Origin of the sequence: Pseudoalteromonas sp. APC 3694, assembly GCF_030407565.1 — a bacterium.
In the GTDB taxonomy this organism is placed as follows: Bacteria; Pseudomonadota; Gammaproteobacteria; order Enterobacterales; family Alteromonadaceae; genus Pseudoalteromonas; species Pseudoalteromonas tetraodonis.
This window is the reverse complement of record NZ_JASDDE010000001.1, coordinates 76,644-102,370: the sequence shown is the minus strand read 5'-3', so window position 1 is coordinate 102,370 and position 25,727 is coordinate 76,644. Positions and strand designations below refer to the sequence as shown.

Annotated in this window: 25 protein-coding genes; 19 read left to right on the top strand and 6 right to left on the bottom strand. The window is 40.5% G+C overall.

All coding sequences use genetic code 11. From position 1 onward, the window contains the following. Positions 1 to 28 precede the first annotated feature (28 nt). Together QMA00_RS00530 and QMA00_RS00525 are read right to left on the bottom strand one after the other, a co-directional pair. The gene (locus QMA00_RS00530; RefSeq protein ID WP_076920635.1) at positions 29 to 1,477 is read right to left on the bottom strand and encodes a dihydrolipoyl dehydrogenase; all 1,449 of its coding nucleotides are present in this window, start codon (positions 1,475 to 1,477) and stop codon (positions 29 to 31) included. Between the two features lie 54 nt (positions 1,478 to 1,531). Further along, complete coding sequence (locus QMA00_RS00525) at positions 1,532 to 2,260, bottom strand: glutathione peroxidase (RefSeq protein ID WP_008466566.1); 729 nt, start codon at positions 2,258 to 2,260, stop codon at positions 1,532 to 1,534. A gap of 114 nt (positions 2,261 to 2,374) precedes the next feature. Between QMA00_RS00525 and QMA00_RS00520 the strand changes: the two genes are divergently transcribed. After that, the gene (locus tag QMA00_RS00520; protein ID WP_076920634.1) at positions 2,375 to 3,274 is read left to right on the top strand and encodes a LysR substrate-binding domain-containing protein; all 900 of its coding nucleotides are present in this window, start codon (positions 2,375 to 2,377) and stop codon (positions 3,272 to 3,274) included. Positions 3,275 to 3,288: 14 nt separating this feature from the next. On the opposite strand, the gene QMA00_RS00515 is transcribed toward QMA00_RS00520, so the two are convergent. Then, complete coding sequence (locus QMA00_RS00515) at positions 3,289 to 4,476, bottom strand: flagellar assembly protein T N-terminal domain-containing protein (RefSeq protein ID WP_013465600.1); 1,188 nt, start codon at positions 4,474 to 4,476, stop codon at positions 3,289 to 3,291. Between the two features lie 139 nt (positions 4,477 to 4,615). Here QMA00_RS00515 and QMA00_RS00510 point away from each other — a divergent pair, with 139 nt between their 5' ends. Then, entirely contained in the window at positions 4,616 to 5,074 is a 459-nt protein-coding gene (locus QMA00_RS00510; RefSeq protein WP_010387855.1) for an LPP20 family lipoprotein, read from the top strand. 86 nt (positions 5,075 to 5,160) lie between these two features. On the opposite strand, the gene flgN is transcribed toward QMA00_RS00510, so the two are convergent. The 3 genes from flgN to flgA form a co-directional block, all read right to left on the bottom strand. After that, positions 5,161 to 5,592, bottom strand: a complete 432-nt coding sequence (gene flgN, locus QMA00_RS00505; protein WP_013465599.1) for a flagellar export chaperone FlgN — start codon at positions 5,590 to 5,592, stop codon at positions 5,161 to 5,163. Continuing rightward, positions 5,585 to 5,905, bottom strand: a complete 321-nt coding sequence (gene flgM / locus QMA00_RS00500) for a flagellar biosynthesis anti-sigma factor FlgM (protein ID WP_036983407.1) — start codon at positions 5,903 to 5,905, stop codon at positions 5,585 to 5,587. The genes flgN and flgM overlap by 8 nt, the downstream gene beginning before the upstream one ends. A 75-nt stretch (positions 5,906 to 5,980) precedes the next feature. Further along, the gene (flgA, locus tag QMA00_RS00495; protein ID WP_076920633.1) at positions 5,981 to 6,688 is read right to left on the bottom strand and encodes a flagellar basal body P-ring formation chaperone FlgA; all 708 of its coding nucleotides are present in this window, start codon (positions 6,686 to 6,688) and stop codon (positions 5,981 to 5,983) included. Between the two features lie 138 nt (positions 6,689 to 6,826). Between flgA and QMA00_RS00490 the strand changes: the two genes are divergently transcribed. The 17 genes from QMA00_RS00490 to fliD all read left to right on the top strand — a co-directional run bounded on the left by QMA00_RS00490 (position 6,827) and on the right by fliD (position 25,661). Then, on the top strand, positions 6,827 to 7,759 hold the full coding sequence (locus QMA00_RS00490) for a chemotaxis protein CheV (protein ID WP_076920632.1): 933 nt from the start codon (positions 6,827 to 6,829) through the stop codon (positions 7,757 to 7,759). Positions 7,760 to 7,779: 20 nt separating this feature from the next. Next, positions 7,780 to 8,610, top strand: a complete 831-nt coding sequence (locus QMA00_RS00485) for a protein-glutamate O-methyltransferase CheR (RefSeq protein ID WP_033104115.1) — start codon at positions 7,780 to 7,782, stop codon at positions 8,608 to 8,610. 129 nt (positions 8,611 to 8,739) lie between these two features. Next, positions 8,740 to 9,150: a flagellar basal body rod protein FlgB gene (gene flgB / locus QMA00_RS00480; RefSeq protein ID WP_076920631.1), complete on the top strand. Its 411-nt coding sequence runs from the start codon at positions 8,740 to 8,742 to the stop codon at positions 9,148 to 9,150. Between the two features lie 2 nt (positions 9,151 to 9,152). Next, complete coding sequence (gene flgC / locus QMA00_RS00475; protein ID WP_013465593.1) at positions 9,153 to 9,584, top strand: flagellar basal body rod protein FlgC; 432 nt, start codon at positions 9,153 to 9,155, stop codon at positions 9,582 to 9,584. A 13-nt stretch (positions 9,585 to 9,597) separates the two neighbouring features. Continuing rightward, the gene (locus tag QMA00_RS00470) at positions 9,598 to 10,275 is read left to right on the top strand and encodes a flagellar hook assembly protein FlgD (RefSeq protein WP_076920630.1); all 678 of its coding nucleotides are present in this window, start codon (positions 9,598 to 9,600) and stop codon (positions 10,273 to 10,275) included. Positions 10,276 to 10,333: 58 nt separating this feature from the next. Then, a complete protein-coding gene (gene flgE / locus QMA00_RS00465) occupies positions 10,334 to 11,719 on the top strand; it encodes a flagellar hook protein FlgE (RefSeq protein WP_033104114.1) in 1,386 nt (461 codons plus the stop codon). 133 nt (positions 11,720 to 11,852) lie between these two features. After that, positions 11,853 to 12,596, top strand: coding sequence for a flagellar basal body rod protein FlgF (locus QMA00_RS00460; RefSeq protein WP_076920629.1), 744 nt, complete (start codon positions 11,853 to 11,855; stop codon positions 12,594 to 12,596). A gap of 21 nt (positions 12,597 to 12,617) precedes the next feature. After that, entirely contained in the window at positions 12,618 to 13,406 is a 789-nt protein-coding gene (gene flgG / locus QMA00_RS00455; RefSeq protein ID WP_010387879.1) for a flagellar basal-body rod protein FlgG, read from the top strand. A 14-nt stretch (positions 13,407 to 13,420) separates the two neighbouring features. Then, positions 13,421 to 14,104: a flagellar basal body L-ring protein FlgH gene (gene flgH / locus QMA00_RS00450; RefSeq protein WP_290155446.1), complete on the top strand. Its 684-nt coding sequence runs from the start codon at positions 13,421 to 13,423 to the stop codon at positions 14,102 to 14,104. Positions 14,105 to 14,116: 12 nt separating this feature from the next. Further along, the gene (locus tag QMA00_RS00445; protein ID WP_290155445.1) at positions 14,117 to 15,226 is read left to right on the top strand and encodes a flagellar basal body P-ring protein FlgI; all 1,110 of its coding nucleotides are present in this window, start codon (positions 14,117 to 14,119) and stop codon (positions 15,224 to 15,226) included. A 275-nt stretch (positions 15,227 to 15,501) separates the two neighbouring features. Next, positions 15,502 to 16,497, top strand: a complete 996-nt coding sequence (gene flgJ, locus QMA00_RS00440; RefSeq protein ID WP_290155444.1) for a flagellar assembly peptidoglycan hydrolase FlgJ — start codon at positions 15,502 to 15,504, stop codon at positions 16,495 to 16,497. 1 nt (position 16,498) lies between these two features. Then, positions 16,499 to 18,511 carry a flagellar hook-associated protein FlgK gene (gene flgK / locus QMA00_RS00435; RefSeq protein ID WP_290155442.1) on the top strand — a complete coding sequence of 671 codons (2,013 nt, stop codon included), beginning with the start codon at positions 16,499 to 16,501 and terminating at the stop codon, positions 18,509 to 18,511. Positions 18,512 to 18,513: 2 nt separating this feature from the next. Beyond that, entirely contained in the window at positions 18,514 to 19,770 is a 1,257-nt protein-coding gene (gene flgL / locus QMA00_RS00430; RefSeq protein WP_290155440.1) for a flagellar hook-associated protein FlgL, read from the top strand. Between the two features lie 944 nt (positions 19,771 to 20,714). After that, entirely contained in the window at positions 20,715 to 21,881 is a 1,167-nt protein-coding gene (locus QMA00_RS00425; RefSeq protein ID WP_290155438.1) for a flagellin, read from the top strand. Between the two features lie 309 nt (positions 21,882 to 22,190). Further along, complete coding sequence (locus QMA00_RS00420) at positions 22,191 to 23,591, top strand: flagellin (RefSeq protein ID WP_290155480.1); 1,401 nt, start codon at positions 22,191 to 22,193, stop codon at positions 23,589 to 23,591. Between the two features lie 155 nt (positions 23,592 to 23,746). Next, positions 23,747 to 24,169, top strand: coding sequence for a flagellar protein FlaG (locus QMA00_RS00415; protein WP_290155436.1), 423 nt, complete (start codon positions 23,747 to 23,749; stop codon positions 24,167 to 24,169). Positions 24,170 to 24,221: 52 nt separating this feature from the next. Next, positions 24,222 to 25,661, top strand: a complete 1,440-nt coding sequence (fliD, locus tag QMA00_RS00410; RefSeq protein ID WP_290155435.1) for a flagellar filament capping protein FliD — start codon at positions 24,222 to 24,224, stop codon at positions 25,659 to 25,661. The last annotated feature ends 66 nt before the right edge of the window (positions 25,662 to 25,727 follow it).

The following is a 25,727-nucleotide window of genomic DNA, read 5'->3' as shown; positions in this document are numbered from 1 at the left end:
TGAGTAGCAAGTGTGTATTAGTGATGTGTTATGCGCCTGGGCCACATTCCATACAATGGTTAATAATGTCTGGGCCAAATTTTAATTTAGCGTTTAAATCACGTAGTGCAGTGCGTAGGCCTTCTTCAATAACAGGGTGATAAAAAGGCATATCAAGCATTTGTGGTACAGTCATTTTGTTTTGTACAGCCCATGCTAATAAATGAGCAATGTGCTCTGCTTGAGGGCCAATAAATTCAGCACCTAAAAATAAGCCGGTGCCGTGCTCGGCATACACACGCATGTGGCCTTTGTTTTTTAGCATAACGCGGCTACGGCCTTGGTTTTCAAAGCTGACTTCGCCTATTTCAAAGCAGTCACAGCTTCCTAATCGTTGGCTAATTTCTTTAAAGCTTTCACCAACCATGGCTATTTGTGGGTCGCTAAACACAGCGGCAATTTTAGCGCGGCGTAAACCCGCACGTACATGAGGGTAGCGGCCTGCGTTTTGCCCTGCGATTGTTCCTTGATCGGATGCTTCGTGAAGCAGTGGGATCATGTTACTGGCATCGCCGGCAATAAATATGTTTGAGTCGCCACATTGCATAGTATGGGCATCGGCCGTTGGTACGCCACGTTCATCGAGGTCTATGCCGGTGTTTTCTAACCCTAGTTTATCTGTGTTTGGTACTCGCCCTGTTGCAGCCAGCACGTAGTCAAATTGTTCAGTGTGTTTAACGCCTTGTTTGTTGGTGTAGGTGAGCTCTGCTTTATTACCAACTTTTTTCATGTCAGATACGTTTGAGTCGGTATCAACATAAAATTCTTCTGCAAATACGGTATTAGCGTAATCTTTAACTACTGGGTCGGTTAATGGACCTATGGCACCACCTACACCAAATAGTTTTACCTTTACACCCAATCTGTGTAACGCTTGGCCAATTTCAAGGCCTATAACACCTGGGCCAAATACGGCTACTGATTCTGGTAAATCATCCCAGTCGAATACATCGTCATTTATAATCAGTCGGTCGCCAAAGTTATTAAATACGCCTGGGTAAGAAGGGCGTGAACCCGTTGCAATTACAAAGCGTTTGGCAGTAATAATGGTGTGGTCGTCTATTTGTACGCGGTTGGCGTCTAAAAATTGTGCATAGCCACGAATTTTATCTTCGCTAGGTATTTCATCTACCGCTTCTACTACGAATCCTACAAAGCGATCGCGCTCACTTTTTACTCGTGCCATAACGGCTTTACCGTCAATAACCGGTTTTGAGCTGTGAACACCAAAGGCAGGGGCCATTTCTATTGAATGGGCGGCTTCTGCTGCGGCAATCAATAATTTACTTGGCATGCAACCAACACGTGCGCAGGTTGTACCGTATGGGCCAGATTCAATCATAAGTACGTTTTGAGTAAATTGTTTAGCATTACGATAGGCACTTAAACCAGCGGTACCTGCACCTATAACAACAACGTCGGTTTGCAATTCTTTCATAGTGTTTTTCCTTTAGTAAACAGGGGCGTTGCAGCCCCTGTTTTATTTACTTAATTAAGCAAAGTATTTTTCTAGGTCGTCTGAGCCACCAATGTGCTTACCGCCAATAAATACTTGTGGTACGGTTTCACGGCCCGATACCGCTTTAAGGCTGGTAAGTGATGCGCCAGCACCCATTACGATTTCTTCAAAAGCAAAGCCTTTAGCTGTAAGTAGCTCTTTTGCTTTTTTACAGAAAGGGCAGCCAGGCTTAGTAAATAGAGTAACCGCCTCTGGTTTTACTTGAGTTGGGTTGATGTAATCAAGCATAGTGTCAGCGTCTGATACTTCAAACGGGTCGCCTGGTAAATCTGGTTCGATGAACATCTTCTCTACTACGCCATCTTTAACCAGCATAGAGTATCTCCAGCTGCGCTTACCAAAACCTAAATCGTTTTTATCAACTAGCATACCCATGCCGTCAGTAAATTCGCCGTTACCATCTGGTAGTAAGGTAATGTTTTGCGCTTCTTGATGTTCAGCCCATGCGTTCATTACAAAGGTATCGTTTACTGATACACAAACAATGTCATCAACGCCATTTTGCTTAAGTACGCCAGCTAGTTCGTTATAGCGTGGTAAGTGCGTTGATGAACACGTAGGTGTAAATGCACCTGGTAGTGAAAATACAACAACCGTTTTACCTTTAAAAATGTCGTCTGTAGTCACTGATTTCCATTCGTCGTTTTGACGCGTTGCGAATGTTACGTTTGGGATTGTTTGACCTTCAATATTGTTTAACATGTTTTTTAGTTCCTCTTGATTTGTTGATAGCCATTATGGCGAGTATTTAAATATAGTTCCAATCGTTTGTTTGTATTAAACTGATAGATGTAAACTACCAGGTTGAGTGTGAATATGAACTTAAAAGATTTAGAGTATGTCAAAGCGGTTGCCCGCTATAAGCATTTTCGTAAAGCGGCCGATGCCTGTTTTGTAAGCCAGCCTACTTTAAGCGGGCAAATTAAAAAGCTTGAGCAAGAATTGGGTGTTATTATTTTTGATCGCTCTACCAAGCACGTTACCTTAACTGCCAAAGGTGAACGTTTATTGACACAAATAGCTGTCGTTTTAGAGCAAACACAAATATTAAAAGAGCTGGCAGCAACATCTAATGAACCACTGCAGGGTAAGCTTACCATTGGTATTATTCCAACGATTGCGCCTTATTTATTACCTACGCTACTAACATCAATGAAAGCAGCGTTTATAAATAGCCAGTTTTCGTTTACTGAAATGCAAACAACCACTATTTTAGCTGCGCTAGAAAGTGGCGAGGTGGATTTTGCAATTTTAGCGGATGTACCTGAACTTAAAAGTTACCATACCATTGATTTATATAAAGAAGACTTTTTAGTTGCCGTATCAAGCGATAACGCATTGTGTAAGCATAAAAAAGTGGCACTGCAAGACCTGCAAGGTTGCAACCTACTAATGTTAAGTGATGGCCATTGCTTTAAAGATCAAGCCCAGCAGTTTTGTTTTTCGGCAGGGGTCGATGTTTCCAGCCAGTATCAAGGAAATAGCCTTGAGACTTTATTAGCGCTGGTGGCGATGGATGATGGAATTACATTTGTGCCAAAACTTGCAGCAATACCACGAGTGGGTATTCATTATTTGCCTATTTTTCCTAATCAACAACGTAATATTGTGTTTGCATGCAGAAAGCATTACCCGCACTTATCTGGGGTTGAGCAGTTAGCAGATTGGTTAAGCGCCCACTCTAATTTAAAGGCTAAACTAAGCGAGGCGCTTTAGCATTTTACATGCGGCTATTGCTCGGCAATCTCTACAATGTCATTAATTTGTACGCCCGGCAAAGGCTGATCATTAATACTAACGGCAATAGCGCTGTGCTGATAAAGCTGTTCAATTCGTATACGGTTAAGTGTAGTGATGGTATGCGGCATAGTGTTGCCTTGTGCGTCGGTTAAATAATTATGATGGGCAATACTCAGTTGTTGGCCTTTTTCTAAGCCATGAGCCTTACCTAAATTAATCACTAATTTATTATTTTCCATATGCATTATTTTACCTTGAGTAGGTAGACAGGCCATGGCAGCTTGTAGGTCGTAACTTAAGGTTTGGTTTATATCACTAATGCTTTGGCCAAAAGGTGATTGCCAAAACCGATTACTATTTACATCAATAATGGCTGTTTTTTCAAATGGCCAAATTGCTTGGCTTTGATAGCTATTTTGCCATAACGGCTCATAAGTGGTGCCATTAAATAAGCTAAACTCTATTTGGTAGTGGCGCTGATAGCTTTCATCTTGCCAAAACGCATAGTCGCTATTGAGTTTATCGCTGGTAGATAAACTGGTTATTTGACTTAACAGCACATATTGCGCGTTGCTGCGTGATGAAATTTCTTCTAACTGACTGTTTGAATAGTCATGCTGTTGATTAAAGTAGGTATCAACCTTTATAGCTTTGTTGAAATAGGCAACGGGTATTGCACTCATTTTTGATTTTTGCAACGAGGTATAAATGTTTTTACTGACTGCTTTGTTAATGTCAAATATTTGACCCATTCTCGCTTGTTCACGATTTGTTAGTTGGCTTTGCGTGACAGCTATAAACTTATTAAAGTTACTTTGTGGACATTGCTCTGTTTGCGCAAAGATATCTAAGCGTAAGGTAATTGCAAACTCATCACTACTGCGGTTTTCGCTAACGAGCTCTATTTTTTGAATTTCGCCTTGGCTACTTATTTTTAGCTGATCTTGGGTTAAAACACCATCAACAAGTGTTTGCACCGAGCTCACCCGCGCACCAGAGAATACAAGGGCTTGGGTAATCGCATCTTTTATTGCAGCGGCCTTTGCACCGGGAATGTCGCTATTTTGAATAACCGCATGGCCTGTAGACTCATACCACTGAGCGTGGGTAAAAGGTGAAAACGTTAATACAGCAGTGGTGCTTAATCCTGCCAATACTGCTTTTAAAAACGATTTCATACTCTTACTCCAATTAAACGTTAGCGTTAATGAGTCTCAGCAAGTAATGTACCACTATTATTTGTTGTTACAGAATATAGGTATCACTGGCATTAAACGTGCATAACTGAGTTTAATTAGTTTTTAAAGGCCCTGTATGATGCGAGTAATGCCATTAATGATCACATTAGGCTGCTTAACGTTAAGCGGTTGTAGCAATATATTTGATAAGCACGTTGAATATAAATATGTTGAGCCAAATAATTACCCTGTATTAAAAGCAATAGGGTACGCGCCCATTAGTTTACAGTCGGGAAGTAATGACACTCAAAAACAGCTTATGGCAATTAAAGCCTCCAAGCTAGAAGCATACCGCGAACTAACGGAACAAGTGTACGGGCAAAAAATTACCGCTGGCACAACCGTCGCAGGCTCTGTTGCCCAAGATGATTATTTACAGAGTAAAGTGCAAGGTATTATAAAAGGCGCGCAAATTATAAAAACTTATGCTGTTAATGATATGTATATTACTGAGCTTGAGCTTAATATGAAGCGCGTACACGACTTGTACATCGGTGAGATAAAACCACGGGAAGTGAAAAAGGTCACTTATTACTAATCGACAAGTTATTACTAACCGACAAATTATTACTCATAAAAAACGCCTAAACGAATATTCGTTTAGGCGTTTTTTATGAGTATTCTTTAGGCTTTTAGGTTACGCACAATGCTGTTGTCAGTATTAACTACGCTACCGGCTTGATCGTAGGTCATAGACGAAGGTGCACCAATTAAAATACCTTTCAGTTGCTTAACACTTAACTGTGCCTGGTGCGCTGCGTGAGCGTTAACTTCATTTTGTTTTTGACACTGCTCAAGCTTTTCTCGAGTTAGCTTTATTAAGTCAGCGTTTTCATCTGTTTGCTGATCATTACTGGCAATTAGTTTGCTGAGTTCTTTATCAAGGGTGCTTATACTGGTTAAAAAAGACATTTTTTGTTGGGCAATTTCTTTTAAACCTTCGCCTCTTCGAGATGCAATCGCAGTAAGCTCCTGAGTGAGTAACTCGCTCAGTTTTGTTAAGCAAGTAATTTGCTCATTTAGTTTAATCGTAATTAAACTATTGTGATCAGCCATAAACATTAAACTCGAAGTCTGCTAAATTTTTGGCAAGTTTCTCACTGTCTATTTGATACTTGCCTTCAGTAATCGCTTTTTTAAGCTCAGCAACTTTGTTACTGTCAAAATCAGAAGACTGCTGCGCTTTCTCTTGTAACGATTTTAATTGCTTAGCTTGCGGTGTTAAGCTCACCGAATCGCTTGCAGCTTTAGGTGAAGGCGTTTGTGCAGCCTGTGTATTTGCATTATCTCTTTTTAAATCAACTTTTTGCTGTTGAGTGTTTGTTAAAACACTCGGTTGTTGATTTGATTTATTTACTTGACCGACCATAATAAAAGCCCATTTATTACCCAACTGATGCCTTCATATCGGCATTTATTAAAGATACTTTAGCATAAATTTATATTAAATATTTACCTGAACTGACTCTACACCATCTACACGCGCATTTAAAACTTTACCTGTCTTTTTGTTTTCTACTCGTACTTGTTCACCCAAGGTGCCATCCTCTAATGCAACACCCGTGGTTTTTACTCTTAACCCTTTAATGTTGGCAAAAATGTTGACAGAGTCGCCTTTGCATACCATACAAATTTGATTAAGTAGTACTGGCATACCTTCACGAATATTACGTTTGCTGCGGCTACCAATAAGTAGTGCAGGGTCATCAAGATACTGAACACGTATAAAGTGCACAGGGCGCATATCAATACTTAAATGGGATGGAGTAATCACTTCACCTCGTGCTAAGTTAGTAGTTGCAACTACAACCGGTGCTGATTCAGTGATTCTAACGTGCACGTATTGTGCCCAGTTCTCATTATCGTTGCATTTTATCTGAATGGTGACCTGACGATTAAATGGGGGCTCACTTGGGGTTGCTAGCGCTAGTTCTGAGTTACAATGGCGATCAGGTATGCGGCTATCTAACGGTAATGCACTGAACTGTATTTTGTTATCATTTGTAGTCACTGCTTTTTGAGCAACATAAGATACAGCTATTTCTTGCAATAACTCTTTACTAAATACTTGTGCCTTTAGTGGCAAAGCGAAGCAGAGGCTAGCAAGAAAATAAAAAACACTGTATCTTCTGGTTTTTTTGAATAAACTCATAATGTTTCGACTATGCTTATGGTTGCAAACAGGGTATAAATATTTTGTGTCAGAATTTAGACGCCCCCGTTGTGTTATGACGCTTTATTAATTGAAAGCAATTATCGTTCCTTATATTTGTTTTCTTAGGAGATTTAAATGGCCGGCATTTTAGACTCAGTAAACCAACGTACACAGTTGGTTGGGCAAAACCGCTTGGAATTATTGTTATTTAAGCTTAATGGGCGTCAGCGCTTTGGTATTAATGTGTTCAAGGTAAGAGAAGTTCTTCAATGCCCTCCATTGACTAGCATGCCGAAATCTAACACTTATATCCGTGGCGTAGCACATATTCGTGGACAAACTATTTCGGTGATTGATTTATCTATGGCCGTAGGCGGGCGCCCAATAAAAAGCATCGAAGATGGCTTTATAATAATTGCTGAGTATAACCGTACAGTGCAAGGATTCTTAGTAGGTGGTGTTGAGCGTATAGTTAACATGAACTGGGAAAAAATAATGCCACCGCCGTCAGGAGCGGGTCGTTATTCTTATTTAACAGCCGTCACTGAAATTGAAAATGAGCTCGTTGAGATACTCGACGTAGAAAAAATCTTAAACGAAATCTGCCCAGTTAATACTACCGTGAGCGATGATGTTGCCTCGCAAGGTAATATACAAAAAGATTTAGGCGAGAGAATAGTATTTATTGCTGATGATTCGGCTGTTGCGCGAAATCAAGTAAAACGAGCATTGGAACCATTAGGTGTAACAATTGAGTTGGCTAAAAATGGTAAAGAAGCTTTAATAAGATTAAAAGAAATTGCAGAGCTCGATTGCGTAAATGATATTACAGAGCGAGTAGGGCTACTCATTTCTGATGTAGAAATGCCAGAAATGGATGGTTACACGCTGACTGCAGAAATCAAAGCTAATCCTAAACTTGCGCCACTACATGTGATTTTACACACATCATTGAGTGGTGTTTTCAATCAAGCGATGATTGAAAAAGTAGGAGCAGATGATTTTATTGCAAAATTTAACCCAGACGAGCTTGCAACAGCCGTTAATAAATGGGTTCATCGTGATTAATAAACATAGGTGTTATTGATTTGACTAATAAAGATTTGCAGCAAAACGAATACGATCAATTTCGCTTATTTTTAGAACAACAGTGCGGTATTGTTTTAGGTGAAAATAAGCAGTATTTGGTAAAGAGCCGTTTGGCACCATTAATGTCTCGATTTAATGTTGAATCGTTGTCTGAATTGGTAAGTAAAACTCTCGGTGTGCATGAGCGCCAGTTGCGCGCAGCCGTTGTTGATGCCATGACAACCAATGAGACATTGTGGTTTAGAGATCAGTATCCGTTTGAGTTACTTAAAACCAGATTATTCCCTGAGTTTAAAACGTTAAATAGGCCATTAAAAATATGGTCTGCGGCGAGCTCATCAGGACAAGAACCCTACTCAATAGCGATGTCGGTTGCTGAGTTTCAATCCAGCAGCCCTGGTGTTTTAAAAATGGGTGCACAAATAATTGGTACAGATATATCAAATACCATGCTTGATATGTGTAAACATGCTGAATATGATGCATTGGCATTGGCTCGCGGACTCTCTGCTGAACGTCGTAAAAAGTTTTTTAAAGACAGCGGCAATGGTATGGCAAAAGTGGTTGATTCATTGAAAAAGCAAGTGAGCTTTAGGCATTTAAATTTGCTCGATTCGTACGCTTTAATGGGTAAGTTCGATATTATATTTTGCCGTAATGTTTTAATTTACTTTTCACCTGAGGTGAAAGCCAAAATAATTGCACAATTCTCTCAAGCACTTAACCCTAAGGGGTATTTATTTTTAGGTGCGTCGGAGTCTATGTCTGGTTTAAGTACTGACTTTGATATGGTGCGTTGTAACCCTGGTATCATTTATCAAAAGAAATGACCTTCATTAATATATTATCCCTCCTCTAAACGACGCCTATTGCGTCGTTTTTTGTTTTTATCATCACTATTTTCACTGCTGGCTCATTTATTGCTTTATCGGTACTGAGTCAATTTTTTGGAGGTAGTTATGGCTATCAGTTTTGATAAAGCATTAGGCGTGCATCCGCATGCGATGTTGATCCGTTCGCAAAGAGCAGAAATGCTCGCTACTAATATCGCAAATGCTGATACGCCCGGCTATAAAGCAAAAGATATCGACTTTGCCTCAGCATTAAAAACGGCAAAGTCCAACCAACTAAGCGGCAATACCATGGTAAGAACCAATGAAAAACACATTGCCGGTGGTACCCGTAGTGTAGCTAGTAATGAACTATTTCGTACGCCAAATCAAACAGATACAGGTGATGGCAACTCTGTTGATATACAAGTGGAACGGAACTTGTATACACAGAATGCTATGGAGTATCAGGCCAGTGTCCAGTTTCTTAATGGTAAATTTAAAGGCCTGAAAAAAGCCCTCGGTAGTCAAGGAGCCTAATTATGAGTTTATATAATGTGTTTGATATTGCAGGTTCGGGTATGAGCGCGCAAAACGTGCGATTAAATACCACGGCAAGTAATATCTCTAATGCCAATACAATTAGCTCTTCACAAAATGAGACGTACCGAGCGCGACAACCTGTATTTGCTGCGGAGCTAACAAAAGCGTCAGCGTCAGCAAGCAACCCACAGGGCTCTGCCGTTGGTGTAAAAGTGTTAGGAGTGGTTGAAAGTAATAAACCACTACAAATCGAATATAACCCAAATCACCCGAGTGCGGATGAAAATGGATATATTTACAAACCCAACGTGAATGTTGTTGAGGAGATGGCAAATATGATTTCTGCTTCTCGCTCTTATCAGACAAATGTTCAAGTTGCTGATGCAGCTAAGCAAATGTTAAGTAAAACACTGCTGTTAGGTCAGCGGTAACTGAGGGTAGCTCATGAGTAACGATATTAGTACTTCTTCATCCTACATGGACTCTTTACGTTGGCAAGATAAGCAAGTGCCAAAAAAAGATGAGAGTGATGCGTTAACCCAAGAAGATTTCTTTTCGTTGTTAACACAGCAGTTGTCATATCAAGATCCCAGCAAACCAGCTGATAACGATCAGATGATTGCACAAATGACAAACTTTACCATGGCTGAAGGGATCTCAAATTTAAACTCTAACTTTGAGTCTTTAGCTGCGTCGATGACATCAAATTCAGCATTGCAAGCATCAACACTGGTTGGCAAACAAGCTTTGTTGGAGTCGGATACACTGGAGCTTAATGAGTCGGGTGAATCAAGAGGTTCTGTTGTAGCTGAAAAGCCAGTCGATAGTTTAATGATTCGCATTGAAGATGCATCAGGGCAATTGGTTAAAACTATAGATTTAGGCACTCAGCCTGCAGGAGCTATCCGCTTTGCATGGGATGGTACCAATGAAGACGGTGAGCGTCTACCTCCTGGTGAATACAATGTAGCGGCCGAAGGTAGTACAAATGGGGAATTTTCAAGCCTCCCATTAGCTACATTCAAAAATATTGAGAGTGTTAATATTAATGGCTCAAGCGGCATTATTATTAATACCAAAGAAGGTGCGGTTAGGCTGACTGATGTCGCAGAAATCGCGTAATAGATTTTATGTATTTTTTAGCCAATAGGCTAAATATTTTTTAGGTTAGAGGTTAATTATGAGCTTCAATATTGCATTAACAGGCCTTGCTGCCGCACAAAAAGATTTAGATGTTACCGCCAATAATATTGCCAACGTAAATACCACGGGCTTTAAAGAGTCTCGCGCTGAATTTGCTGATGTATACGCATCATCAGTATTTAGCGCCGGTAAAACGAAAAATGGTGATGGTGTACAAACCACTATGGTTGCCCAGCAGTTTCACCAAGGCTCGTTGCAGTTTACTAATAACTCACTTGATTTAGCGATTACGGGTGAGGGTTATTTTGCCATGAGTCAAGATTTAGGCGCTCAAGATTTTACTTACACACGCTCCGGGGCATTTAAATTAAACAAAGACAATTTTGTTGTTGATGCAAAGGGTAATTTTTTACAAGGGTTCCCCGTTGACGAAGCAACTGGTGATACAACATCCGTAAGCTTAAGTACCTCTTCAGCACTACAAATACCAGACTCGTCCGGGTCTCCACGTGCTACCTCTAGTGTGTACAGTTCATTTAATTTAGACTCCCGTGCAGATGCGCCAACGCTTCCTTTTAATCCTACTGAAAGCGCAACATACAATTCATCAACATCAACAACTGTTTATGATTCTTTGGGTGAACCTCACGTGCTTCAGTTTTTCTTTGTGAAGAACGATCCATCAGTCCCTGGTGATGAAAACCAATGGGATGTACATGCTACGCTTGATGGCAAATCTTTTGGTAGTGATGGCGTTGAACAGGATGGAACAGCAGCTCTTCCGTTTGAGCCTATTAGTACGTTTAAATTTGATTCGAGCGGTTTACCCTCGACCACAACTGTAAATGGCACAACAACACCTAATGTAGGTAACACATTTAATCCGTTATCTATTGTAGCCGGTGGAGGAGGGACACCAGGGTTATCTGATATGTTAACAAATGGAGCTAGTTTTCCTGCTAACATAGATATAAATTGGCGAGATCAGGCTGGAACCGCCAATAAAGTACCAACACAATATGCAAGTCGCTTTGAAGTAAAAGCACTTGAACAAGATGGTGCGACAGTAGGACGTTTAGCGGGTATTGATATTGGCACCGACGGCAAAGTAGTGGCGTCTTATAGTAACGGCGATTCAACATTTTTGGGACAAGTTGCCATGGTACGCTTTTCAAACTCGCAAGGTCTACAGCAAGTAGGTGACACTTCATGGAAAAAAAGTTTGACCTCGGGGGAACCAATTGCGGGTGAGCCAGGTTCAGGCACACTAGGCAACATTAATTCGTCAGCTCTTGAGCAGTCTAACGTAAACTTAACCAATGAGCTGGTTGATTTGATTAGTGCGCAGCGTAACTTCCAAGCAAACTCTCGTGCGCTTGAGGTTAACTCAACTATTCAACAGAACATCCTTCAGATCAGATAATCATATTTTGATTTATTTAGGCTGCTACGTGCAGCCTTTTTTATTCCTCTCTTAAAATCTTATTCATGCTTTAATTTAATTTGGCACTTATATTGCATTTACCCATATATAGATTTCTTAATGAGTCGATGTTATGGATAAAATGGTCTACATAGCCGCATCTGGCGCTAAACAAAGCATGCAAGGGCTTGCTCTTAAAGCCAATAATTTGGCAAATGCGAATACCACTGGGTTTAAATCTGATTTTGCGCAAGCACGATCAATGCAGGCTTTCGGTGAAGGTTTGCCGACTCGTGTTTTTGCTATGCAGGAGCGCCCAGGATCAAACATGGCATCGGGCGGTGTTGTTGAAACAGGTCGCAGCCTTGATATTGCTATGAGTGATAACGCATGGCTGAGTGTTCAGGATGCCTCTGGTAATGAAGCCTATACAAAAGTGGGTTCGTTAAATATAACTGCTGAAGGTATGTTGACTACTAGCGACGGTCGTCAAGTTATTGGCGAAGGTGGGCCAGTCATATTACCTGTACCGATTGAAAAAATTGAATTTAGCAAAGATGGCACTATTCAAGTTCGCCCTCAAGGTGCACCGGCTAACTTTTTAGAAGAAGTTGATCGCCTAAAAGTAGTTGATGCAAACAACGCTACACTCGAAAAGGGTAACGATGGCTTATTTAGAGCTAAACCAGGCCAAATAGTTGAAACATCAGCCAATGTACAAGTATTAGGTGGCACATTAGAAAAATCGAATGTAAATCCTGTGCATGAAATGGTCGATATGATCAGTCACCAACGCCAATTTGAATTACAAGTAAAACTGATGAAAACAGCTGAAGAGATTGACGAACGTCAAGAACAGCTGATGCGCATCGTTTAACTATAACGTGAGGATATTATTATGAATCCAGCATTATGGATAAGTAAAACAGGGCTTGACGCTCAACAAACTGATATATCGGTTATATCAAATAACTTAGCGAATGCCAGTACAGTGGGTTACAAAAAAAGCCGCGCTATTTTTGAGGACTTACTCTACCAAAATATTAATCAACCAGGCGGTCGCTCATCGCAAGACACCGAAATGCCGTCAGGCTTAATGTTGGGCGCGGGTACTAAGGTGGTGGCTAACCAAAAAAACTTTTCGCAAGGTAATATGCTCACCACTGAAAATTCATTAGATTGGATGATTTCAGGTCCTGGCTTTTTTGAAGTATTGCAACCAGATGGCAATATTGCTTATTCGCGTAACGGCCAGTTTACTACCGACGGCGACGGGCGTGTTGTAACCTCGGGCGCTGGTTATGTTGTTCAGCCTGAAATGAATGTACCTGACGATGCACAGTCGATCACCGTATCTCAAGATGGTGAAGTGTCAGTTCGCGTTAAAGGTCAGGCCGAAAACGTGGTTATTGGTCAGATCACGATTAGTGATTTTATTAACCCGTCGGGCCTTGAGCCTATAGGGCAAAACCTTTATACCGAAACTGCAGTAAGTGGTGCACCTGTTCAAGGTAACCCGGGGGTTGAGGGCTTAGGTACAATTATTCAAGGTTCACTTGAAACATCAAATGTAAATGTGACCGAAGAGTTGGTGAATTTGATTGAAACGCAGCGCGTTTATGAGATGAACTCAAAGGTAATTTCAGCGGTTGATGAAATGATGAGCTACATCAATCAACAATTATAGTTTTGGGGGATTGTATGCGTAATATTATGTTATTTGCAGTAGGGACTTTACTGTTAAGCGGTTGTGTATCTACACAAAATAATGAAGTAGTGCAGGACGATCCCTACTATGCACCTATGTATCCTGAGCCTAATATGGAGCCAGTGGTAGCAACTGGCTCTTTATTCAGTACACAATTATCAAACGATTTATATTCAGACAAAAAAGCCTTACGCACCGGGGATATCATTACAGTTAAACTGCAAGAATCAACGCAATCATCAAAAGCAGCTAAAACTGAAACGGATAAACAAACAGATGCTAGCCTCGACCCTGTCATTGGTTTAGGCGGACTACCAGTTAATATTGGCGGCGATAGTATCCAATTTGGTATTGGCAGTGATTCATCGTTTAAAGGTGACTCTAGATCGAATCAGTCAAATAGCTTGTTTGGTGATATATCGGTCAATGTGATGCGAGTATTGCCCAATGGTAACTTAGTGATCCGTGGTGAAAAGTGGCTTACCTTAAACACCGGTGAAGAATTTATTCGTCTTGAAGGGCTTGTTCGCCCGCAAGATGTAACTGCAGATAATACCGTACAGTCAAATAGAATTGCTAATGCACGAATTCAATATTCAGGTAAGGGTCAAACTCAAGAGGCACAAAGCCCGGGTTGGTTAACGCGTTTCTTTAGTAGCTCATTGTTTCCCTTTTAGAGGACATTCAACATGAATGGTTTTAAAGTTCTTTGTTTAATGGTGTTACTTGGCTGGCAACTTCCTGCCATGGCCGAGCGCATTAAAGATGTGTCTACGGTTGAGGGCGTACGCTCAAACCAATTAGTAGGCTATGGCCTAGTTGTTGGCTTACCTGGTACGGGCGAGCCTGGTACGGGCGAGCAAAACCGATTTACCGAGCAAAGCTTTAAAGGCATGTTAAACAGCTTTGGCATTACGCTACCGGCAAGCTTAAAACTAAAAATTAAAAACGTGGCTGCGGTTGCAGTGCATGCTGAGCTACCGCCTTTTAGAAAGCCCGGGCAAACTATAGATATTACCGTATCATCTATTGGTAGTGCAGGTAGTTTACGTGGTGGTACTTTACTACAAACCTTTTTAAAAGGGGTCGACGGCAACGTATACGCTATTGGTCAAGGTAGTTTAATTGTAGGTGGTTTAGGCGCTGAAGGCCTTGATGGTAGTCGCGTTGTAATGAATACCCCAACAGTTGGGCGTATTCCTAACGGCGCAACAGTCGAACGTGCGATTAACAGTCCTTTTATGCAAGGTGATTACATTACCTTTAATTTGAACCGTCCTGACTTTACTACTGCAAAACGTTTAGAGCAAACGATTAATGAGTTGGTTGGCCCTGATAGTGCCCATGCACTTGATGCCGCATCAATTCGTGTGATTGCTCCGCGTGATGCATCACAGCGTGTTGCTTATTTATCAACGCTTGAAAATTTAGAGTTTAAACCAGCCGATACCTCGGCAAAAATTATCGTTAATTCACGCACAGGCACTATAGTAATAGGTAAAAATGTAAAGTTACAAGCAGCGGCAATTACCCATGGTGGCCTAACGGTTACAATTGCAGAACAGCAAAATGTATCTCAGCCTAATGCGTTAAGTGAAGGGGAAACTGTTGTTACTAACCAAAGTATCATCGACGTTGACCAAGATGACTCACGGGCATTTGTGTTTAACCCTGGCGTGAGCCTTGACGATTTAGTACGTGCTATTAATGAAGTTGGCGCTGCCCCTGGCGATTTAATGGCGATTCTTGAAGCACTTAAAGAAGCCGGCGCCATTAATGGCCAGCTTGTTGTAATTTAGTTTTATAAGACCCTATTTAGGGTCTTTAACAGTTAACCTAAAAAAGACGCGGCATAAAGCCCCTGCTACCACAACAATAAACATTGAATTTAACCTTTCACAATAAGTAGCAGCGAGTTTACCTCGCGTCTCTCACTTAGTTTAATCTTTGCCTAGAACCTAGAACCTAGAACCTAGAACCTAGAACCTAGAACCTAGAACCTAGAACCTTTCACTTCTCTTGGCTCAATTATTGCATTTAACTAGGTATTATTAATTATTGTGTCAAAAAGCTGATGGAAACAAATCATCTAGATAAGCAAAACTTTTTTGATTTAGGCAACTTAGACTCTTTGCGTCGAGATGCTTTAAACAGCGGTGATGCATCAACCGATGCATCTAAAGCGGCGTTAAAAAAAGCGGCGGCACAATTTGAAGCTATCTTCACCCAAATGCTACTGAAAAGTATGCGTAAAGCCAATGAGGCTTTTGAAGACAAAGAAAGCCCATTTAATGCAAGTGGCGTGAAGTTTTTTGAAGAAATGCACGACCAACAGATGGCTACAGAGCTTTCATCAAATGGCTCATTAGGGCTTGCAGATTTAATTGTGCAGCAACTATCGCCAGATGGAAAAAACTTTATGCCAGGCTCTGTTCTTCGTACAACGTCAGATTTCTTTAGTGACCAACGTGCGGGTAGCACCTTACCTCATCAAGAAAACCAAAAGGTCACTGAAAAAGTGCCGCTCGTTGATTCAACTGAAAAAAGCGAACAAAACATAGCGTCTGGCACATTTGAAAATGCTGAGGAATTTGTAAGTACAGTGTGGGAACACGCAAAAACAGCGGCTAAAAAAATTGGTTTAAATCCGGCGGTTATGGTCGCTCAAGCGGCATTAGAAACCGGCTGGGGTAAGCATATTATTAATAAGGGCGATGGCAATAGCTCCAATAACTTATTTAATATTAAAGCTGATAATCGTTGGAATGGTGAAAAGGCCAGTAAACTAACACTTGAATTTGAACATGGCACAGCCGTTAAAAAGCAGGCAAATTTTAGAGCGTATGACTCAATTAAAGAGAGCGTAAATGACTTTGTGGACTTTTTAACACAAAACCCTCGCTATCAAGATGCATTAAAAAATACAGCAAAGCCGCATAAATTTTTAGACTCTCTACAGCAAGCAGGTTATGCAACCGACCCTAACTATGCAGACAAAATAAAAAGAGTGCTTAACAGTAACGAGTTAAAGAATATCGCCACAAGCGTTATCCGCCAAGGAGTAGAGTAACATGTCGTTTAATTTATTAAATATTGCTAATTCAGGAATAAGAGCAAACTCTGAGTTATTGCAAACGACAAGTAAAAATATTGCCAACGTGAATACAGATGGTTATGTGCGTGAACGCACAGAGCATTCTACCATGATCGACAATCAGGTAGGGCGGGGAAATACATATCGACTACTGAATGAATTTGCTCAAAAACAACTAAACCGAGATACATCAAACAAAACATTTTTTGATCAATTTGTGGTTGAGTCAAACCGTGTTGACACCTTATTTTCTGAGGAGTCTAATAGCTTATCAACCAGTATTAACTCATTGTTTAATAATGTACAAGAGTCCCTTAATCAGCCCTCATCAACAGTTGCACGCTCTTTAGTTATGACCGACGCTGAAAACTTAATAAACCAAATGGATAGATTGTCAGGGATTGTATTGGATCAAAAAAATGTGGTTAATCAACAGCTCGATATTTTTACAGATGAAGCAAATGGATTGATTCAAAAAATTGGCACACTAAATCAAGACATAGCTGCTGTAAATGGCACCAATAATGCCGCCGACGCCAGTTCAACATTTAACGAGCGTGATAAAGCGATTCGTGACTTATCAAAGCTAATAGACATAGAAACACTTGATGGCCCCAACGGCGAAAAGCTCATATTTATGGGCACAGGCGAAGCGGTGGTAATGCAAAATGGTTCGTTTAATTTATTTTCAACAACCGGCGATCCAGATCCTAACTTTAAAGAGCTCAAGCTTGATGTAAACGGCGGCAAAGCCGTGCCGCTTGAAGTTGATGCCAGTAAATTAAAAGGCAAAATAGGTGGTTTACTTGCCTTCAGAGACGATATTTTAGTACCTGCGCAAAATCAAATAGGCCAAATGGGTTTAGCGTTAGCTGATGCATTTAATCAGCAAAATCACTTGGGAATGGATGCTAACGGTAAATTGGGTGGCGATTTATTCAATATACCTACGGCAAAAGGCTTTGCCTATCAAGCTAATACCGGTGGTGCAGGGGTTAGTGCAACAGTAGAGCCCGGCAAAGGCAGTAATTTACCTGCCAGTGATTTTATTGTGACTTATACCGCAAACCCAAACGAAGTGAGTATTCAGCCAGTAGATAATAAAGGTGAGCCATTAGGCGCTGCTACAACAGCAACATTTGTCGGCGGCGAAATTAACTCGGCAAATAACCCTGGTGTTGATTTATTTGGCTTGCAGTTAACTATGGCTGGTGTAGGAAATGAAGGCGATAAATTTCAAATTAAGCTCAATTCAGAAGCAGCAGCTAATATTACCCTCGCCACTGGGCGCGGTGAAGACCTAGCGTTAGCATCGCCAATACGCACCGCCGATGACATAAATAACACCGGTAGCGGCGCTATTTCTGCTGGCAGTGTGAGTAGTGTTACCGCTGGTGGCTTTACAACTACCACTCCTCCTGCACTCGCTAATGGAGATATAACCATTGTTAAAGCCGCGGGTACAAATGATTACTTAATTAGCGATGGAAACGGCGCCAATGTGCCAATTACTATTGCACCACCAGGTAAAAATGTTTTGGCAGGCCTTGGTGCTCCTTATGACGGTTATGGTTTTGACTTTGATATTGAAGGCTCGCCAGCCACAGGCGATAGCTTTACGTTAGAGTTTAACAAAGGCGGCTTTGACGATAACCGCAATGGCTTAAAATTAGCTGAGTTACAAAACGGTGACTTAGTGCGCCAAAATGTTGTTTCAAGCTCAGATGCCGATAACCATAAAACCTTTAACCAAGCGTATGCCGGATTAGTAACCGACATTGGTGTGGTAACCAGTCAAGCAAAAACCAATGGTGCTGCATTTGATGCTTTAGCACAGCAGTCAGAGGCATGGTACGAGTCATTATCTGGCGTAAACTTAGATGAAGAGGCGGCTAATTTGCTGCGTTTTCAGCAATCTTATGCTGCATCAGCTCAAGTATTGTCTGCAGCACGTTCTATTTTTGACACTTTACTGAGTGCGGCGAGGTAATTATGCGTTTATCAAATAACTTAATGTATCAAAATAGCATTAATAAAATACTACAAAATCAAAATGGCGTAGCAAACGCACAAGAGCGAGTAAATACCGGGCAAAAGTATTTATCTACCTCAGAAGCGCCTGCCGATATATCGCAAGCTATGCTGTATACCAATAAAATACAAAGTAATGAGCAATATACAAAAAACATTAACCAGCTCAATGGCCGACTCAAAACCGAAGAAAGCGTACTGCAAGGTATTAACGAAAGTATTCAAGCAGCTAAAGATATTGCCTTAAAAGCAGGTAATGGCGCATACAGTAAAGACGACTTAAAGTCGTTAGCGTCGGAGCTAACCGAAATACAAAAAACGTTAGCTAATTTAATGAACACCCGTTCAGAAGACGGTAAATACATATTTTCAGGCTACCAAGACAGCACGCAACCGTATCAGTTTGATGCCGCTAGCGGCAAGTACAATTACCAAGGCGATCAAGGCCAGCATAAAATTACTATTGCCGAAGGTGTGTCGATTAAATCTAGCGACAACGGCTACGACACCTTTGAAAAAACCAATGCACGCCTCGATGTAGCATCTAACACAGGCGATGCATCAAGTACGCTTACGGGTTCTGTTTATGTAGATAAACAAGGTGTTTTCGATCAGTTTCATAAAGAGCAATATAACCCTGATCCAGACCCTTTAGTGTCAGCCACAGCAAATACTTTTAATGTAGTGGTTACTGCTGGTGCTAACCCTGGCGATCCGGATCAGTATGAAATTTTACGTGATGGAGTAGCGCAAATACCACCAGTTAGCGGTAATGTAACCGACGAGCCAATAGAGTTTGCCGGAATGAAAATTCAGCTAACCGGCGCAGCACCTGGGCAGCTTGATTTTAGCCTAGAGCCACCTCATAAAGAAAACGTACTTAATACACTGCAGGGTTTAATTACAGGTTTAAATAATGGCACGCTTGCGGGGGATGATTTTCAGCAAGTACTTAACGATGGCGTAACGCAGCTGCAAAACGCCAGCGAACAAGTTGTGTTTACCCAAGCGAGTTTAGGTGGGCGGATGAATGTGCTAGAAAGAGTAACCGACTCTAACTCTGCGTTAGACATTCAAAATCAAAGTAATCGTTCAAGCCTGCTTGAAGTAGATATGGCTGCTGCAATTAGCGAACTCACTCAGCAAGAAACCGCACTACAAGCATCGCAAGCCACCTTTGGCCGCTTAGCCAAACTCTCGTTATTTGATTATATTTAAAGGTTAAGAGCAGGTTTTAGGTGTCAGGTATCAGGTATCAGGTTTTAGGCAAAAATTAACCAAGAACGGTGTGAAAGAGCAGGTTTTAGGTATCAGGTATCAGGTTTTAGACAAAAACAAGCCAAGCTAGGCGTTTTTGTTGATGGAGGCGCGGTTATATACCGCGCTTTTTGGTTATCGACTATCTGACACCTTTAGTTTTTGTCATTTACTGCTTTTTGTGCAAATGGATTTAAGTGAATTTATTCACAAAGAGGTTATGAGGGCGCTACGCTTTAGAGAAGAAAAACATATAAATTACCTGTTTAAGTTACTCCTCATTTACCCTCATTGTTTGCTCTTTGTGCACAGTAATATTTAAATGCTTTATTCACAAAAAGGCTAAGAGGGCGCTACGCTTTAGAGAAGAAAAACACATAAATTATGTGTTTAAGTTACTCCTCATTTACTCTCATTGTTTTCTCTTTGTACACAGTAATATTTAAATGCTTTATTCACAAAAAGGTTATGAGGGCGCTACGCTTTAGAGAAGAAAAAAGCACTCAATTATGTGTTTCCGAGTTTTTCAATTTAGTTCTCATTTATCCTCATTTTTTTCTCTTTGTGCACAATAATATTTAAATGCTTTACTCACAAAAAAGCTAAGAGGGCGCTACGCTGTAGAGAGCCAAATACACTAAAGTAAAAACATGTTATACCCCGGTAATCGCCCCCGAATATTCCCACTAACCAAGCGGCAAAAAAACGTCACTATTTATTAACTTTCCATTATAAAGCTCACTTTTACTCTAAAATCCAATTTAATTTTTATATTTTGCATTAAAAACAATGCGTTGAGTTTGTTAGGTGAGTTGGCACAAAACCTGCTTTATTAACTACATCTAATAGTGGTTCCTGCAAAAGCATTTTGAACCACACCCTGTTCAACACTCGGAGATGGTAAAATGGCATTAACAGTAAATACTAATGTGTCGTCAATAAACGCACAACGTAACTTAACAAAATCTGGCGAAGGCCTAGCAACGTCAATGGAGCGTTTGTCATCAGGTATGCGTATAAATAGCGCAAAAGATGATGCGGCAGGTTTGCAAATTTCAAACCGTTTAACCTCGCAAATAAATGGCTTAGCTGTAGCTCAACGTAACGCAAACGATGGTATTTCGATGGCGCAGACGGCTGAAGGTGCGCTTCAAGAGTCAACTAGTATTTTACAGCGTATGCGAGAGCTTGCATTACAATCAGCAAATGGTTCAAATTCATCTGATGATCGTGATTCATTACAAAAAGAAGTGTCAGCATTACAAGAAGAGTTAACTAGAATAGCTGATACTACATCATTCGGCGGTCAAAATTTACTTAATGGAAACTATGGAACTAAATCGTTTCAGGTAGGTGCTAATGCAAATGAAACGATTGATATGACTTTAGGTAGTTTCAGGGCTAAAGATTTAGGTGAGGAAAAAGCAAAAACATTGAGTTTTACAGCGTTTGACTCAACTAAAATAGGTGCTGTTGATGAAAAGTTAACTTTCGTTATTGATACTGTTAGTACCGAACTAAGTATTTCGGCTGGAGATTCAGCTGAGGATTTCGTAAATGCTGCTAATGCAACATTAAATGAACAGGGTGTACATGCTCGATTTGATAAAAATGGTGCAATAGAGTTTTATGCGGATAATACTGTAGGTGCAGTAGCAATAGGAAGTGATATTGCAAGCGATGCAGGTGTTGTACCAACGACATCTGCAGCTGGTACGATTGGCTTAATAAACACATTTACTGTATCTGAAAATATTAACACGATTGATATTAGTGCTGATGATGGCTTTGGAGCACAAAGCGCGATTGCTTCAATCGATACCGCCCTCAAGAAAATTGATGATCAGCGTGCTGATTTAGGTGCTATACAAAATCGTTTTGGTCATACAATTAGTAACCTTGCTAATATTCAAGAAAATGTATCTGCGTCACGTAGTCGTATTCAAGATACAGACTTTGCGACCGAAACTGCACAAATGACTAAAAACCAAATATTACAACAAGCGGGTACGTCAATACTTTCGCAAGCAAACCAAATACCACAAGCAGCCATTAGTTTATTAGGTGGCTAATTATTCAGCTTGTTAATAGCTGTTTATATAAACGTACTTCAATTTGAAGTGCGTTTTTTTTGTTTTTTGAGATAGTAAAAATTATTTAGAGCATAAATTTATGCGTTATAAAAATTAACAAATAACTATTTTTAATTTTAAAACAGTCAGTTAGCTTTTTCTGAGTAAATAAACTAATTTATTTTAAAAATACTCCTAAAGTTAATTTATCTCCTGCCGTTAACTTAATCAGTACGGAGCTGAGCATACATTTGTGACAGCTCTTGGTTAAATTAAAATAGCAACATTACGAAAGTAATCAGGAGTTTTATTATGATTTCAGTAAACACAAACGTATCTTCACTAAACGCTCAACGTAACCTGTCTCAATCAGGTTCTAATTTAGCAACATCAATGGAACGTTTATCATCAGGTATGCGTATCAATAGCGCAAAAGATGATGCGGCAGGCCTGCAAATATCTAACCGTTTAACATCGCAAATTAATGGTTTAGGTGTAGCGCAGCGTAACGCTAACGATGGTATTTCTATGGCGCAAACTGCTGAAGGTTCAATGCAAGAGTCAACAAACATTTTGCAACGTATGCGTGAACTAGCACTTCAATCAGCGAATGGTTCAAATTCAACAGAAGATCGTGAGTCACTGCAAAAAGAAGTTGTTGCCCTGCAAGACGAGCTAACTCGTATTTCTGATACCACTTCATTTGGTGGTCAGCAGTTATTAAATGGAGATTTTGGTTCAAGAAACTTCCAAATTGGCTCAAATGCCAATGAAACTATCTCTATTAGCTTAAGTAGCACAGCAGCAGATAAAATTGGTTCATTAGAAGCAACTACTAACATCACTGCTACAGCTGGAAGCGTTTCATTTGCAGTAGGTGGTGAAACTTACGATGTAGATGCTTCAGGTGCATCAGACGCAGCCGGTAAAGCGGCAGCGATTAATGCAACAACAGGTGACCATGGTGTAACAGCAGCAGTTGCTGATGTTACAACTGCAACTCTTTCAGCTATGAACTTTGATGGCGGCACAATCGATTTTACATTGGATGGGTCTAATAATGTAACTGGTACTGATGCTGATTCACTTGCAGCTTCAATAAATGATATAGATGGTTACACAGCAGTTAATGATTCAGGTACAATCACAATCACAAATGCTGCAGGGGCTCCTATTGCACTGACTGCTTTTTCAGGTGCAGGTACAGGTACTGCTGCTGCAGCAAAATTTACTGATAGCGCTTCGACTCCAAATGAGACCGACCTGAATGAAACAGGAACTCCAGTAACTGCAGCGACAGCTTCAGCTACAACGGAAGTTGTTACTTTATCTTCAAAAGCTGATTTTACTGTAACTGATGGCGCTGCAGGTCCTGTTACTGTTGCAGCCACAGGCGATACTGTTGAAGATATTGATTTAACAACAGAGCTAGGTTCACAAAGTGCAATTGATGTAATTGATGATGCGCTTGCGCAAATAGATAGTCAACGTGCCGATTTAGGTGCGGTACAAAACCGTTTTGGTCACACTATTAGTAACCTTGCAAACATTCAAGAAAATGTATCTGCGTCACGTAGCCGTATTCAAGATACTGACTTTGCAACCGAAACAGCTAACATGACGAAGAACCAAATCTTGCAACAAGCAGGTACGTCAATCTTATCGCAAGCGAACCAGTTACCACAAGCAGCACTTAGCTTATTAGGTTAATAAGTTAAAGCAATAGCTTAATGGTTAGTTAGCTAGCTAGTACATAAAGTCAGTATTAGTTTTACAAAAAAGGAGGTGGCTTTAGCTACCTCCTTTTGTGGTTTAAGGGTTTTAATTGAGCTATTGTTTAATTAACTAATAAATAGGAATCTGTTATGAATACCATTAATTCCAATGCAGAAGTTACATTACCAACTCCGCTTGCGAGTGAAGATAAAGTAGTTGGTCAAGCGGCTAGTTCGCTAACCGAACGCGCTGTTGACGATGTAAAGCAAGCTGATACACAAAATCAGCAACGATTACAGCAAAATCAATACGAAAAAAATAACCAAGAAGTAACTGCTCAGCCGTTAGAGCGTGAACAACTAGAAAAAATGGCGCAGCAATTGCAGGAGTTTATGGGTGAAATGAACCGTAGCTTACAGTTTCAGGTAGACGAGGACTCTGGCCGCGATGTAATTAAAGTGCTAGATAAAGACACTGGCGATATTATTAAACAATATCCATCGGAAGAGGTGTTAAATTTAGTGTCTAAGTTATCTGAAACTGCGGGCTTATTGATAGATCACACTGTATAGCGCCTAAATGGTGGCTTAATTTTTCATTTAAATAGTTATTAAAGAGGGTAATATGGCTATTTCGTTTACAGGGTTAGGCTCAGGCTTACAAGTATCAGAAATTGTAGGTGCATTGGTAAATGCCGAAAAAGCCCCTTTTGAATCGCGTTTAAATAGAAAAGAGGGTAATTTAACCACAGATATTTCTGCCGCTGGGGCACTTAAGGCGGCACTTGTAAAAGTGCAAGAATCTATGACCGCGCTTGGCAAGGTCGATAACTACCAAAAGCGCACAGCATCGGGTAATGATGATTTTATATCTCTTAGCTCAAACAAAGACGCCGAGCCAGGCAGTTATAATGTAAAAGTTGATGCACTGGCACAAGCCCATAAGTTATCGTCTCCTGCATTTGCTGCCGATGAGGCGATTGGTGGTGGTGTGATTACTATTGGCTCTGGAGATAACAGTTTTTCGACTGTGCTGTCGCCTACTAATACACTGGAAGATTTAAGAGACCAAATAAATAACGGCCCATACACTGGCTCTGACTCTAATGACTCTGTGGTAGCAACGATAGTAACCAGTGATGCAGGTCAACATTTGGTTTTAACCAGTAAACAAACCGGTGAAGAAAACGCCATTACCATTACCGTACAAGATAGCGATGGTAACAATACCGATGTAGGCGGGCTCTCTCGCTTAGCCTATGACGTGTCTGATGCGGACCCTGCAAACCATACGACTAATTTAACTGAGGTAAATGCGGCGCAAAATGCTCAAATAACCATTGATGGTACTTTAATTGCTTCAAGTAGTACGAACGAGTTTAAAAGTGTTATTGATGGCGTAGATATTACGGCTAAAAAAACCCAAGGTATTGATGATGACGTAAGTACATTAACAGTAAAAGAAAACAATAATAATATTAAAGCTGGACTTGATGGGTTTGTTAAAAGTTACAATGAGCTGTTAGAGCTGAGTAAAAACTTAGGTAAATCTGGCGAAGATGGCGCAGGCGTAATGGCGGGTGATTCTCTGCTGCGCGGTGTTATGTCAAAGTTAAGGCAAGAAATTACCAACAGTGTTGATTTGGGCGATGGTAACTCTTTGTCGTTGTCGCAGTTAGGTGTAGAAGCCGACCGCTATGGTAAATTAAGCTTAGATAGCGAACGCTTAGATGAGCAAGTAAAAAATGATGTTGATTTAGTGCAACAGTTTTTTATTGGTGAAAATAAAGACGAAGGCGGCTTTGCCCAATCGTTTGATGAGTTAATGAACTTTTATACTAAGTCAGATGGTTTAATTCAAAACAGAATAGAAAGTAAAGAAGGGCAGCTGCGCGATATTGATGACGAGCGCGTGTCGTTTGCGCGTAAAATGGAGTCACTAGAGTCGCGCTTGTATGCGCAGTACAATAGTATGGATTTATTGGTGGCAGGCTTAAACTCTACCAGTAGCTATATTCAAGCGCAGTTAGACAATATGCCAGGTGTGGTAAGGCAGTCTAAATAATATGTATTATTGATTTAAAAAGGCCGCTAAGTATTTAACTTAGCGGCCTTTTTATTGTGTGCCACT